Origin of the sequence: Beggiatoa alba B18LD (genome assembly GCF_000245015.1) — a bacterium.
Taxonomy (GTDB): domain Bacteria; phylum Pseudomonadota; class Gammaproteobacteria; order Beggiatoales; family Beggiatoaceae; genus Beggiatoa; species Beggiatoa alba.
In genome coordinates, this window is sequence record NZ_JH600070.1 from 3,318,107 (window position 1) to 3,330,283 (window position 12,177).

15 protein-coding genes are annotated in these 12,177 nt (G+C 42.6%); 5 read left to right on the forward strand and 10 right to left on the reverse strand.

What is annotated here, in order from left to right; all coding sequences use genetic code 11:
• Positions 1-93: 93 nt before the first annotated feature.
• The 4 genes from ubiH to thrC form a co-directional block, all read right to left on the reverse strand.
• Positions 94-1,320: a 2-octaprenyl-6-methoxyphenyl hydroxylase gene (gene ubiH / locus BEGALDRAFT_RS13560; protein WP_002690880.1), complete on the reverse strand. Its 1,227-nt coding sequence runs from the start codon at positions 1,318-1,320 to the stop codon at positions 94-96.
• A 108-nt stretch (positions 1,321-1,428) separates the two neighbouring features.
• Positions 1,429-2,070: an imidazole glycerol phosphate synthase subunit HisH gene (gene hisH / locus BEGALDRAFT_RS13565; protein WP_002690882.1), complete on the reverse strand. Its 642-nt coding sequence runs from the start codon at positions 2,068-2,070 to the stop codon at positions 1,429-1,431.
• A 1-nt stretch (position 2,071) separates the two neighbouring features.
• The gene (gene hisB, locus BEGALDRAFT_RS13570; RefSeq protein WP_002690883.1) at positions 2,072-2,665 is read right to left on the reverse strand and encodes an imidazoleglycerol-phosphate dehydratase HisB; all 594 of its coding nucleotides are present in this window, start codon (positions 2,663-2,665) and stop codon (positions 2,072-2,074) included.
• Positions 2,666-2,750: 85 nt separating this feature from the next.
• A complete protein-coding gene (gene thrC, locus BEGALDRAFT_RS13575) occupies positions 2,751-3,884 on the reverse strand; it encodes a threonine synthase (RefSeq protein ID WP_002690885.1) in 1,134 nt (377 codons plus the stop codon).
• Positions 3,885-4,061: 177 nt separating this feature from the next.
• On the opposite strand from thrC, the gene BEGALDRAFT_RS13580 reads away from it, so the two are divergent.
• The 3 genes from BEGALDRAFT_RS13580 to BEGALDRAFT_RS13590 all read left to right on the forward strand — a co-directional run bounded on the left by BEGALDRAFT_RS13580 (position 4,062) and on the right by BEGALDRAFT_RS13590 (position 6,069).
• Entirely contained in the window at positions 4,062-4,370 is a 309-nt protein-coding gene (locus tag BEGALDRAFT_RS13580; protein WP_002690886.1) for a hypothetical protein, read from the forward strand.
• Between the two features lie 164 nt (positions 4,371-4,534).
• A complete protein-coding gene (locus tag BEGALDRAFT_RS13585; RefSeq protein WP_002690888.1) occupies positions 4,535-5,173 on the forward strand; it encodes a YdbL family protein in 639 nt (212 codons plus the stop codon).
• A gap of 95 nt (positions 5,174-5,268) precedes the next feature.
• A complete protein-coding gene (locus BEGALDRAFT_RS13590; protein ID WP_002690890.1) occupies positions 5,269-6,069 on the forward strand; it encodes a 3'-5' exonuclease in 801 nt (266 codons plus the stop codon).
• Between the two features lie 181 nt (positions 6,070-6,250).
• On the opposite strand, the gene cysG is transcribed toward BEGALDRAFT_RS13590, so the two are convergent.
• Positions 6,251-7,678: a siroheme synthase CysG gene (gene cysG / locus BEGALDRAFT_RS13595; protein ID WP_002690891.1), complete on the reverse strand. Its 1,428-nt coding sequence runs from the start codon at positions 7,676-7,678 to the stop codon at positions 6,251-6,253.
• A 266-nt stretch (positions 7,679-7,944) separates the two neighbouring features.
• On the opposite strand from cysG, the gene BEGALDRAFT_RS13600 reads away from it, so the two are divergent.
• On the forward strand, positions 7,945-8,178 hold the full coding sequence (locus BEGALDRAFT_RS13600) for a sulfurtransferase TusA family protein (RefSeq protein WP_002690893.1): 234 nt from the start codon (positions 7,945-7,947) through the stop codon (positions 8,176-8,178).
• A 32-nt stretch (positions 8,179-8,210) separates the two neighbouring features.
• Entirely contained in the window at positions 8,211-8,681 is a 471-nt protein-coding gene (gene dsrE2 / locus BEGALDRAFT_RS13605; protein WP_002690895.1) for a sulfur carrier protein DsrE2, read from the forward strand.
• Positions 8,682-8,759: 78 nt separating this feature from the next.
• Here the strand turns inward: dsrE2 and rnhA are convergent, their stop codons facing one another.
• From rnhA to BEGALDRAFT_RS13630, 5 genes are all read right to left on the reverse strand, one after another.
• Entirely contained in the window at positions 8,760-9,224 is a 465-nt protein-coding gene (gene rnhA, locus BEGALDRAFT_RS13610; RefSeq protein ID WP_002690896.1) for a ribonuclease HI, read from the reverse strand.
• A gap of 57 nt (positions 9,225-9,281) precedes the next feature.
• Positions 9,282-10,208 carry a DUF2887 domain-containing protein gene (locus BEGALDRAFT_RS13615; protein WP_002690898.1) on the reverse strand — a complete coding sequence of 309 codons (927 nt, stop codon included), beginning with the start codon at positions 10,206-10,208 and terminating at the stop codon, positions 9,282-9,284.
• Positions 10,198-10,956 carry a class I SAM-dependent methyltransferase gene (locus BEGALDRAFT_RS13620; protein ID WP_002690900.1) on the reverse strand — a complete coding sequence of 253 codons (759 nt, stop codon included), beginning with the start codon at positions 10,954-10,956 and terminating at the stop codon, positions 10,198-10,200. The genes BEGALDRAFT_RS13615 and BEGALDRAFT_RS13620 overlap by 11 nt, the downstream gene beginning before the upstream one ends.
• Before the next feature lie 33 nt (positions 10,957-10,989).
• Entirely contained in the window at positions 10,990-11,310 is a 321-nt protein-coding gene (locus tag BEGALDRAFT_RS13625) for a YbaB/EbfC family nucleoid-associated protein (RefSeq protein WP_002690902.1), read from the reverse strand.
• A gap of 104 nt (positions 11,311-11,414) precedes the next feature.
• Positions 11,415-12,008, reverse strand: coding sequence for a pentapeptide repeat-containing protein (locus BEGALDRAFT_RS13630; RefSeq protein ID WP_040295640.1), 594 nt, complete (start codon positions 12,006-12,008; stop codon positions 11,415-11,417).
• Positions 12,009-12,177: the final 169 nt, after the last annotated feature.

Consider the following 12,177-nt stretch of genomic DNA (forward strand, 5'->3'; position numbering starts at 1 on the left):
AAGAAAGTAAGTTATCCGATTAAAACAGCTAAAGCGATTTTACGCCTTAACTCACTATTTAACTCATAAAATATTGCAGAACTCAGGTTGATACTAAACTAACGGCAAACCCATCAACAAACGTGAAGGGTGTCCATGTAACCCTGTCATTTGTTGCACAAGCCATTGTTTTGCAAATGGTAAAGTGTCTATGGCTAACATGCCTAAATTGCGTGAAATTTTCAGCGGTAGAAAGTCGTTAGAGAAAACTTTTACCATTTGATTGGTTAAGTTAATAACTCTATCTTGGTCAGGTTGTTGATAATGTTGATAACGTTCTAAGGTCGCAGTGTTACCGATGTCGCTTTCTTGGGTTTGTAGAGTTTCGACGATGGCTTGGGCAAGGCTTGCAACATCGCGTAAGCCTAAATTAAAGCCTTGTCCTGCAATGGGGTGTAGGGTGTGGGCGGCGTTGCCAATCACGACTAAACGAGGATAGTCTGTGATTTCAGTACGGACTAAGCGCAAAGGGTGGGCGGTGCGTTGTCCTGCACGGGTAAATTGTCCTGCTCGCCAGCCGAAAATCTGTTGTACGGTGTGTAAAAAGTCTTTGTCATTTAAAGCCATTGCTTGTGTTTCGTCGGCTTGTTTAACTGTCCAAACCAGTGAGCAATCTTGGTTTTCTAAGGGTAATAACGCAATAGGTCCTGTGGGGGTAAAGCGTTCATAGGCGATGTGTTGATGGGGTTTTGAGAGGGTGATATTGCAGGTTATTGCTGTTTGTTCGTAGTTGGCTATTTGGGCATTCATGCCGACAAAATCGCGGATTTTGGATTGTCCGCCATCAGCAATGACAAGTAAGCGAGTGCAGAGGCATTCTGTTTGCCCTTGGTGTTGAAGGTGCAATTCGATATGTTGGTCGTTGAAATAGACTTGTTCAACTTGGGCGGGGGCAAGAATGGTGCAGGCGGTTTGGCTGACGGTTTGTTGTAGGTGTTGGCTGAGTTGTTTGGCGCGGATGGTGTAGCCAAAAGCGGGCAGTTGGGCATCTCGTGCATTCAGGCGTGTCATGCCAAATCCGCCTTGTTCAGAAACGTGAATTTGTTGAATCGTGGTTGTTTGTGGTGCGAGGGCTGACCAGATGCCGATACCTTGTAGAATGCGTTGTGAGGTATAAGTTAGGGCTAAGACGCGGTCATCATAATGCGATGCGCCTGTTTCTGCTGTCCAGTCTTTGGTTTCTATGAGAGCAATTTTAAGCGCGGTATGACGCAAAGCGCAGGCAAGACTTGAACCGACTAAGCCACCGCCGATAATGATTAAGTCGTATAGGGTTGTCATTGCGTCTCCGTTGTTTTTAGGGTAGTGCTAAAGAAGTCGGGTTTTAGTCGTTAATCTACATCTTTTTGTCTGAATCAGGATTTATGCGTGTAAAACCCGACTTGTTATTTACAACGCTAAAAAATTCCGTAGCAGTTGCAAGCCTGTGTGTTGGCTTTTTTCGGGGTGGAATTGCACCGCACATAAGTTATCTTTGGCAATGGCACTGGTAAAGGTGATATTGCCGTAGGTGGTCGCGCCTGTGGTCACATTGGGTTCTGTGGGTTCTACGTAGTAGCTATGCACAAAGTAGAATCGGCTGTTATCAGGAATATTTGCCCAGAGTGGGTGGTCTGTCACTTGTTTAACTTGATTCCAACCCATGTGGGGAACTTTTTGCCGTTCACCTGTCACAGGGTCGAGTAATGGGTCTGGAAATAGTTTGACATTGCCCGCAATCGCGCCGAAGCCATCAACCCCGCCATTTTCTTCGCTGTGGCTTAAGAGGGTTTGTAAGCCTAAGCAGAGTCCTAAAAAGGGTTTTTCTTGTAATGCTTGGCGGATAATGTCGCTTAAGCCTGTTTGTTTGAGCAATGCCATGCAGTTGCCAATGGCCCCTTGTCCCGGAAAAACGACTTTATCAGCGTGTAAAATCGTTTGTGCTTCGTTACTCACTATAACTTGCCAATCGCGTTCTGCAACATGGCTAAAGGCTTGATTCACTGAACGTAAGTTACTCATGCCGTAGTCAAGAATGGCGACGGTTTTCATTTTATAGTGTTCCTTTGGTCGAGGGGACAATGTTTTGCATCCGTTCATCGCGTTCTATCGCCATGCGTAAGGCTCGCCCAAAGGCTTTAAAAACGGTTTCGATAATGTGGTGGGCGTTGCGTCCGCGTAAATTATCAATGTGTAGAGTAATTAAGGCATGATTAACAAAGCCTTGAAAGAATTCGCGGAATAGTTCTACATCAAAATCGCCAATTTTATCGCGGGGAAAGTCGACGAAGTAGTCCATGTGGGGACGACCTGAGCAGTCGATGACCACACGAGAAAGGGCTTCATCTAATGGGACGTAAGCATGTCCGTAGCGATAAATGCCTTTTTTATTGCCTAATGCTTGCGTGAATGCTTGCCCTACAGTGATGCCTACATCTTCAACGGTGTGATGTGCATCAATGTGTAAGTCCCCTTTGGCGTTAATTTCTAAATCAATTAAGCCATGTCGGGCGATTTGTTCAAGCATGTGTTCTAAAAACGGCACACCGATAGCGAGTTGACTTTTACCCGTTCCATCTAAGTTAAGAGTGACTGAAACTTGTGTTTCTAGGGTGTTACGGTTGACCGTCGCGCAACGATTAGACATTGTGGTATTACTCAGATTTTTTTAAAAGAATGATGGTTGAATCGAGTTATTTTTAACTTGATTCAACCGTTTTTCAAAGGGTTATTTACTTCACCATATTATCTAAAATCGCGGCTTTCACTTCATTTAGCTCTGCCTTGACTTTTAATAAGGGGGCTGTGCTTTGTTTAATGGCGGTGTCGGGGTCTTTCAAGCCGTGTCCTGTCAGTGTACAAACAATAGTACTGCCTTCAGGAATTTTGCCATTTTGAATATCACGCACCGCGCCTGCGATGGAAATAGCGGATGCAGGTTCGCAGAAAATCCCTTCTTTTTCCGCTAATAATTTCTGTGCTAAAAGAATATCGTCATCGCTGAATTCATCAAACCAGCCGTTAGATTCGCGCACGGCTGCCCATGCTTGGTGATAGCTTTGCGGATGACCGATGCGGATAGCCGTGGCGATGGTTTCAGGATGGTCGACCATGTGACCGCGTAAAAATGGTGCGGCACCGCTGGCTTGATAGCCAACCATGCGCGGACGTTTCACGGTAATGCCTGTGGCAAAGCGACAATGTCCGTTACAGAAGGCACAGGCTTCGGTGACTTTTTCGGGGCAAGTGGCGGCTGATTCAGAATAGCCTATCCAGTGCGCAGAAATATTGCCCGCATTGCCAACGGGTAAGCAGTGAAAATCAGGCGCACGTCCAAGGGCTTCGATAATTTCAAACGCGGCGGTTTTTTGCCCTTGTAAGCGGAATGGGTTGATAGAGTTGACTATTGTCACAGGGGCATGGTCAGCAATTTCTTTGACTAATTGCATCCCAGCGTCAAAATTGCCTTGAATTTGAATAATGATAGAGCCGTGCATCATGGCTTGAGCGAGTTTACCTTGTGCAATTTTTCCCTCTGGAATCAGTACGAAGGCGGAAATACCTGCACGGGCGGCATAGGCAGCAGCGGACGCGCTGGTATTGCCTGTTGAGGCGCAAATAATGGCTTTACTGCCTGCTTCTACGGCTTTCGTCACTGCCATGGTCATGCCACGGTCTTTAAACGAGCCCGTTGGGTTTAAGCCTTCATATTTGACGTAAATATCGACGGATTTTTTTAATTGGCGAGGAATATTGGCTAAGCGAATTAAGGGGGTATTGCCTTCACTTAAGCTAATAATCGGGGTGTCATCATGAACGGGTAAGCGGTCGCGATATTTATCAATTAAACCTGTATAACGGGGCATTCGAGAACCTCAAGCGTGCGAATTAATAAGGAACAAATATTATTTATTTTACCAAGTCGACGGGCTATTTGCTGGAATTCGTGCATTCAGTGACATTAAATAGCGTCAATAGCACTAAAAACAGCATTTCGGTAAAATTTTAGCGGTGATATGGCGAGCAAATAGGGATAATTTTTTATGTCGGATGAGCAAGAAAGTATTAAAAAAGATGGGCGTAGAGCGTATGAGCATACGTTAAAAATTCAGTTATTGGATGAACGGGCAGGACAAGAACCGTTAGTGCAGGTGATTGGGCGCGGAAGTCGTGCGGAAGTAGCAACTCGTTTAAGCATTCCCTTGACCGAAGAGCAGTATGAACGCTTGCAACAGATGGTTTTAGGGAATTTAGCAATTGCTGTCCCTATTTTATTAATGCGGGCGTTGGATGAGTTAGAACGGGATAATAAGACGTTAAAAATTTCGGTGCGCCGAATGCGGGAGGAGTAAGCGAGGAAAAAACCAGCCATATTTTGTCTGAATCAGGATTCACAGGATTTTCAGGATTAGCAGGATTTAAAAGAGAATGCCTGAATTTTAATTGATTTCTGTCATAATAAACGGCATTAATCCCCTGTCTGCAACGTATTTGAGCGTACACATAAGGAGCTTTTATGTTAAGACCTATTCATTTTGTGCTTGCATTATTCGGTTTATTTTTAACGGCTTGTGTAACAATTAATGTTTATTTTCCAGCGGCGGCGGCGGAAAAAGCGGCCGACCAAATTATTGACCAAGTTTGGGGAGATAAAGCGGGTAATCCTACTGACCCTGCAACAACGCCCGCACCCGCCACAGAGACCAAACCCGCACCCGATAAGCAGTCAGCCATTCAGCCCGCTAATGGAAATTGGTTTGCGTGGGCATTTGAGTTAATCATCCCCAGCGCACACGCTGAAGCCAATATCGATATTTCTAGCCCCACCATTCAAGTGTTGCAGAATACGATGGCAACCCGTTTTAAAGATTTGAAGGTTTATTATGACAATGGCGCGATTGGTTTAACCTATGACGCGTTGATTACCTTACGCGACCCTAGTCTTGTGCCTTTAAAAGCCCGTAATAATGTCAATCGTTGGGTCGTGGAAGAAAATAATGACCGTTTAGCCTTATATAAAGAATTAGCCCTTGCCAATGGGCATCCTGAGTGGGAAACGGAAATACGGGCAACCTTTGCAAGCCGTTGGATTGAACGCTCCCCTAAAGGTTGGTGGTATCAAGATACTAAAGGTCAGTGGCAACAACGTAAATAATCACTTTAGGGCTTAAATCGGGGTAGAAATAAGGCTTGTGAATCCTTTCTACCCTGTTTTTAAGGCTTTCTTTTCCACGCTTTAGGCTCTCAACAATGAATATTTTTGTCTTTGATATTGAAACCATTCCTGATGTGGCGAGTGGTCGGCGGTTGTATGGCAATCCTGAAGAAATGGCGCAACTCAGTGATAAAGACGTGGCGAAAGTCATGTTTCATTATCGTAAGCAGGAAACAGACGGACAGACAGAAATATTACGCCATCATTTGCAGAAAATTGTGGCGATTTCAGTCGTTTTGCGCGTTAAGAATGATAAGCAGGATATTTTTAAAGTCTGGTCTTTGGGCGAACCTAACGCACCTGAAGAAGAATTAATTGAACGTTTTTATAAGGGATTACAAGAATATACGCCGACATTAGTTTCTTGGAATGGCAGTGGGTTTGATTTACCTGTTTTACATTATCGAACCTTATTGCATGGTATTCCCGCGCCCCGCTATTGGGAAACAAATGGCGATTTTCGTTGGAATAATTATTTAAGTCGATTTCATGAACGACACACGGATTTAATGGATGTGTTGGCGGGTTATCAAAATAAAGCGTTTGCTCGCTTGGATGAAATTGCAACGATGTTAGGCTTTCCCGGCAAGATGGGAATGAGTGGCGATCAAGTTTGGGATGTGTATCAAGTCGGCGGTATTCAGGATATTCGGGATTATTGCGAAACAGATGTATTAAATACCTATTTGATTTTCCTGCGCTTTGAGTTGATACGTGGGAGATTAAAACCAGAAGAATATCAGCATGAAACGCAATTAATCCGCGACACACTCGTTTCTGAAAAATATAAGACCAAAAAACATCTGCAAGAATTTTTAACAAATTGGCAGGCGTGATAGTCTGAATCAGGATTAACAGGATTGATAAGATTTAAAACCTTATTTAAAACCCTCAAACCAAAAAGTCAGGTGAATCACGCTTTTTAATCTTGCTAATCCTGAAAATCCTGTGAATCCTGATTCAGACAAGTTTTTATCTTTTTATAAAGAAACTCGCTGAACTCTTTTAGTTAAATACTTACATCACAGACGCATTTTGTCTTGCCATGGTTTCAGGGTTAAACCACTTCAGTTTTTCGTGTAATTTCACGACATCACCGACAATAATTAAACTTTGTAAATTCACGTTTTCCGCCTCTACCAATTGGGGCAGGGTTTGCAACGTACCAATAATGACTTTTTGGTCAGCAGTAGTTGCTTTCTGCACTAGCGCGGCGGGCTGTTCACCTGACATACCGTGTTTTATCATTTCTGCACAGAATAAGCCTAAGGCTTTTAAACCCATGTAAACGACAACGGTTTGATGCGGTTGGGTTAAGGCTGCCCAGTTTAAATTCATGGTGTTGTCTTTTAAATGTCCTGTGACGAATAAACAGGATTGCGCATAATCGCGGTGAGTTAAGGGAATGCCTGCATAAGCTGCCGTGCCTAAGGCGGCAGTAATTCCTGGAACGACTTGGAAGGGAACACCTTCCGTCATCAAGGTTTCAATTTCTTCCCCTCCTCGCCCAAAAATAAACGGGTCTCCGCCTTTCAAACGCAAGACTTTTTTCCCTTCTTTTGCGAGTCGCGCCAATAATAAATTAATTTCTTCTTGCGGTAAGGTGTGTTTGTCAGGACGTTTACCGACATAAATGTGTTCTGCATCGCGTCGGACAAGGGCTAAGACAGCGGGGGAAACTAAACGGTCATATAACACTACATCGGCTTTTTGCATCAAACGTAATGCCCGAAAAGTTAATAAATCAGGGTCGCCCGGCCCACCACCGACAAGATAAACCTCGCCCATAGATTGCGAATCAGTGTTTGTTCGTTCTGTTAAGAGTTGTTCGACGGCGTGTTCTGCCGCGCTGTTTTGTCCTGATAACACTAACTCGGCAATATGTCCGCTTAAAACGGTTTCCCAAAAATCACGGCGTTGGCGGGTATCGCTCAATTGCGCTTGTGTCTTGTGTCGAAAACGCGCCATTAAACGGGCTAAATCCCCAAATGCGGCGGGAATAACGCTTTCTAATTTAGCGCGTAGCATCCGAGCCAGTACAGGCGCAGCTCCCCCTGTTGAAATGGCAACTTGTAGCGGGGAACGGTCTAAAACTGAGGGGACAATAAAGCTACACAGTTCAGGCTGGTCGACAACATTAACAGGGATATTCAAGGCTTGGGCTTGTTGTGATACTTGGCGATTTACCGCATCGTCATTGGTTGCCGCAATAATTAATCGATAGGTTTTTAGGGTTAAATCGGTTTGTTGAAAGGGTCGTAAAAAGCAACGAATTTTTCCTGTTGCTTGGAGGTTCTGTAGTTTATCGTGCAAAGTTGGAGAAATAACATCGATATCCGCTCCTGCTTGCTGTAATAACGCTATTTTGCGTGTTGCGGTAAATCCGCCCCCAATGACTAAACAGGGTTGGTGAGTTAAGTTTAAAAATATAGGGAAAAAATCCATTCTAAGCCCCTTCAGTGGTCGCATTTAATCAGTGAATTCTCTTTTAATAATAGCGTCTCTGAAAAAGACAAAGTTAAGTAGCAAGTTAAATTATTTTTTACTTTTTTATCAATTAATTATACTGTGTTAATGAATATTATACTTTTTGAATATAAGAATAATCTGTAATACTTAAATATTGTAGGACTAGCTAAATTTGTTATTTTCGTATTCTACGAAAAAGTGTTAGGCTAAATGCTTATATTAGAATGTTAGGAGAAAATTATATGGTTGAATTTACAAAAGAACTGGACGCAAGTGGTTTAAACTGTCCTTTACCGATTTTAAAAGCTAAAAAAGTATTAAATACAATGCAACTCGGTGAAGTTTTACATGTTCTAACGACTGACCCTGGTTCGGTTAAAGATTTTGATGCGTTTGCCCGTCAGACAGGGAATAAGTTGTTATCTTCTACAGAAGAAAATGGGAAGTATTCTTTTTTGATTGAAAAAGCAAAATAACCACATTCTTTGTACAGCAAGGAGGGAAGCACATGTCCGATACGAAAAAGTTAGCGATTATCGCAACCAAGGGGACATTAGACTGGGCATATCCACCGTTTATTTTAGCTTCTACGGCGGCCGCATTAGGTTATGAAGTACAGATTTTCTTTACTTTCTACGGCTTGCAGTTACTTAAACAGGAGCTAAATTTACAAGTGACCTCGTTGGGTAATCCTGCAATGGAAATGCCGATTCCTGTTCCTGTTTTGGTGCAAGCATTACCTGGTATGCAGAGTTTTATGACGGGAATGATGAAAAAGAAGTTGCAACAAAAAGGCGTTGCTAGTATTGAACAGTTGCGTGAAATTTGTGTTGAAGCAGAAGTTAAATTAATCGCTTGTCAAATGACAGTTGATTTATTTGATTTGCATAAAGAGGATTTCTTACCAACGGTTGAGTTCGGGGGTGCGGCAACCTTTTTCGAATTTGCGGGCGAGGCAGATATCACGCTGTATATTTAAGTGGTTAGCGGGTAAATTTGTAGCATTTTATGGGTTTTGCATCAGCTATAAATTTACCCTGCATAATTTATCCTGCATTTACGCAACGCTGGCTTGACGGGTTTTTAAGGCAGCATCCAGTCCTTGATTAGCAAGCGTATCGGCTATTTCGTTTTCTCGATGTCCTGTATGTCCGCGCACCCAACACCATTCTACATCGTGTTGTTGTGTTGCTTGGTAGAGTCGTTGCCATAAGTCGACATTTTTCACGGGATTTTTATCCGCCGTTTTCCAGCCACGTTTAATCCAGTTATGAATCCATTTTGTAATTCCATCGCGGACATAGGTCGAGTCGGTGGTGATACGAATTTTTGAACGGCGGGTTAAAGATTCTAATGCCATAATGGCGGCGAGTAATTCCATGCGATTATTGGTTGTTTCTCGTTCTCCACCACAAAGACTTTTTTCATGTTGTTTGTAGCGTAGCAACACGCCCCAGCCACCAGGGCCAGGATTACCGCGACAAGCTCCATCAGTAAAGGCTTCTACAATTTCATCATTCATTTCATTATGCCGTCTTCTTGGTTTTCTCTTACAGGTTATTGCGATTTGCAAGTAGCGTTAATTCAAGCGTAATTGCCGTTCAAATTCGTTTAAATCTTGGCAACGCATCGCAAATTTAAACAGGTGTTCTATGTGTTCTGGAGAATTGATGGCTTGAATCTTTTCTAAAACTGAAGGGGTAATGCTTGAAAAGCGCATTTGTAATGCCTCTATTAAAAATAGACGCGCAGTTTCTATTCGTCCTTCGATTTTCCCTTCAATTTTCCCTTCTAATTTGCCTTCGGCTCTGCCCAGTTGTAACACTTCTTGTCCTGCAACGGTGTTGACTAAGTCTAGGTTTAACATATTGAGAACCTCCTGACGATTTAACTTTTTAAAACAACTAAATAAAAACAAACCGATGATATTAACAGCTTCCGCTTGTTGGTCTGCGGGATAGGTTTGATGTATGGCTTTTACCCATTGTTGTGCTTTTATCGTGAGCGTTGTGGTGTCCGTTTGTGGGGAAACTGTAAACGGGGCTAGAACAATTAAACGTGGGTCTGCTTCGATTAATTGTGCTTCTGTATAGTGGGTTAATACTATTTCTCTTAATGGGTTGTTTAAACCATCAATCAGTTGGTGTAAGGGTAAAGCGGCTTGTTGGTAAGCCTCTTGAGTATAAATAATAATACCAATTATGGGTTTTTCATCACGGCTTTGTACACAGGCTTGAATTAAGTTGCCTAAAAGTCGATAGCGCATGAATTTATCCACGTAGCCCTGAAATTCGATAAAAATACGTTCGTTGGCAACTTCTAGGGCGGGTAAGCCTTCTACATCAGGGCGTAAGCGTTTTTCTTTAAGCTCTACGGCTCTAAATGTGTAGTGTTCGGCAATTTCAGGGGGGAATCCTAAGAGTTTTAAAAGTCCACTACCACTGAGTTGCATGAGTTGGTAAAACGTTTCGTCAGTACCGCGATGGCTGGAGTAATTAGTCGGCATTGGATGAGTCGTTGCGTGTGGGGATAACCCCTGAAGTGATGAGAGATTTACGTCTTTTTGACCATGTTACGGGCTTGCGTAAAGGGGTTAAGGTGGCAACGCGCTTTTTAGCAACGACGATATAAACCGCGCCAAAACGTCCCGCAAGGCGTTTGCCCATGTTTTCAAAAATTGGGGAGCGGGTCATTAAGCGTTCATGGTAAAACGGCGGAGCATAAAAAAGGGTTTGTTGTTCAACCAGTTCAAAACCTAAAAGGGCTAACCAGTCTTTAATGCGTAAAAGTCCAATAAATCGCCCGCACCATGGTGCGGCTTTGCGTTGGGCAAATGACCATCGCCAAACGCCCCATAAGCTAAGGGGATTAAAGCCGATAATAATAATGTGTCCTTCAGGAATTAAAATGCGTTCTACCTCGCGTAGAATGGTGTGAGGATTGTCTTCAAATTCTAGGAGGTGGGGGAGGACAACAACGTCGATGCTATCGGAAGCAAAAGGCAGGGATTCAATGGTACTGGAAACTTTAGAATAGGATGTTTGTAAAACATCTGCGTAACGACTGATAATACAACGATGGCGGATGCGACTGCTTTCTAGTAAACGCCCTTGTCCCATACCGCCAATTTGTACAAGATGATAACCAAATAGATAGGGTAATACTTTGCTTAAAGTATTGGCTTCTATATTAAGTAATCGTTGTCCTACCGCTGTTTCAAACCAACGATTAAGTTGTAAAGCCCGTTGGCTCATTATTCAGTAGTCTAGTTGATGATTTATAATCGGTTAAAATGGCAGTTTAAATCCTGTGGGTAAATTTAAACCGTTGGTAACGCCTGCATACTTATCTTGTATTAATTTATCAGCTTTACGAACCGCGTCATTCATGGCAGCGGCAATCAGGTCTTCTAACATTTCGCGGTCTTCCATCAGACTTGGGTCTATGGTGACTTTTTTCACATCGTGACGACCTGTGATTAACACCTTAACCATACCGCCACCAGATTCACCACCAATTTCTAAATTAGCAATTTCTTCTTGTGTCTTTTGTAAATTTGCCTGCATTTCTTGGGCTTGCTTCATTAAACTACCTAATCCACCACGCATTAATGATTTCCTCGCTGACAAAAAAGTAATGATGATATTAAAAAGTTAAAATAGTTATCTATTGTTAAAAATCAATGTGTGTATTGTTTCAGATAAAACCGCATTTATTTTTTAATGGCATTTTCATCGAGATGTGTATCATCCATTTTCGCGCCTGTTAAATCGGCTTCGGTCATGGTTGCTTTAAACAGACTTGCCCCTGTGAGGTAGGCTTCAATTAAATTAGTTTCGGTCAAATTGGTTTTAAATAAGTTCGCGCCTGTTAAGTTAGCGCGGAATAGGTCAGATTCAAATAAATTTGCACGGAATAAATTGGCTTCGGATAAATTTGCGCCTGATAAGTAAGATTCTATTAAATAGGCTTTGGTTAAATTCGCTTCGGATAAATTCGCATCGGTTAAATTGGTGCGGGCTAAATAGGATTCGCTTAAATTGGCTTCGCTTAAGTCGGCTTTACTTAAATTCGCTTTGCTTAAATTAGCTTCGCTCAAGTTCGCGCCTGATAAGTTTGCCCCAGATAAATTAGCGTTGGTTAAATCTACCTTGTTTAAATTCGCGCGAAACAAATCCGCTTTCGTGAGGTTTAGCCCTGCTAGATTGCTACCTGATAAATCAGGCCATTCAGCTGCCTTTGCCCGCCACGCATTCCACGCAACTACCCCTTGCTGTAGGATAGATAAATGCTCTGGGTTTGCCATAAACATGAATCCCTAAGGATAATTTTTAGATAAATACTGCCATACTCTGCCATAAAATCAGTCGCTTGTGATAAGCAAGGGAAAAGGCATTCTGCAATTGGATGTACATAGCAACTGATTCCATGAATAGATTTTTCATTATTATGCACTTATTTGGACTATTGAACAG

Bases quoted from the DNA above. Each gene is read 5' to 3' on its own strand.
- thrC (WP_002690885.1), bottom strand. From the start codon at position 3,884: ATGCCCCGTTATACAGGTTTAATTGATAAATATCGCGACCGCTTACCC.
- BEGALDRAFT_RS13580 (WP_002690886.1), top strand. From the start codon at position 4,062: ATGTCGGATGAGCAAGAAAGTATTAAAAAAGATGGGCGTAGAGCGTAT.
- dsrE2 (WP_002690895.1), top strand. From the start codon at position 8,211: ATGTCCGATACGAAAAAGTTAGCGATTATCGCAACCAAGGGGACATTA.
- cysG (WP_002690891.1), bottom strand. From the start codon at position 7,678: ATGGATTTTTTCCCTATATTTTTAAACTTAACTCACCAACCCTGTTTA.
- BEGALDRAFT_RS13590 (WP_002690890.1), top strand. From the start codon at position 5,269: ATGAATATTTTTGTCTTTGATATTGAAACCATTCCTGATGTGGCGAGT.
- BEGALDRAFT_RS13620 (WP_002690900.1), bottom strand. From the start codon at position 10,956: ATGAGCCAACGGGCTTTACAACTTAATCGTTGGTTTGAAACAGCGGTA.
- BEGALDRAFT_RS13600 (WP_002690893.1), top strand. From the start codon at position 7,945: ATGGTTGAATTTACAAAAGAACTGGACGCAAGTGGTTTAAACTGTCCT.
- BEGALDRAFT_RS13625 (WP_002690902.1), bottom strand. From the start codon at position 11,310: ATGCGTGGTGGATTAGGTAGTTTAATGAAGCAAGCCCAAGAAATGCAG.
- BEGALDRAFT_RS13630 (WP_040295640.1), bottom strand. From the start codon at position 12,008: ATGGCAAACCCAGAGCATTTATCTATCCTACAGCAAGGGGTAGTTGCG.
- hisH (WP_002690882.1), bottom strand. From the start codon at position 2,070: ATGAAAACCGTCGCCATTCTTGACTACGGCATGAGTAACTTACGTTCA.
- BEGALDRAFT_RS13585 (WP_002690888.1), top strand. From the start codon at position 4,535: ATGTTAAGACCTATTCATTTTGTGCTTGCATTATTCGGTTTATTTTTA.
- ubiH (WP_002690880.1), bottom strand. From the start codon at position 1,320: ATGACAACCCTATACGACTTAATCATTATCGGCGGTGGCTTAGTCGGT.
- hisB (WP_002690883.1), bottom strand. From the start codon at position 2,665: ATGTCTAATCGTTGCGCGACGGTCAACCGTAACACCCTAGAAACACAA.
- rnhA (WP_002690896.1), bottom strand. From the start codon at position 9,224: ATGAATGATGAAATTGTAGAAGCCTTTACTGATGGAGCTTGTCGCGGT.
- BEGALDRAFT_RS13615 (WP_002690898.1), bottom strand. From the start codon at position 10,208: ATGCCGACTAATTACTCCAGCCATCGCGGTACTGACGAAACGTTTTAC.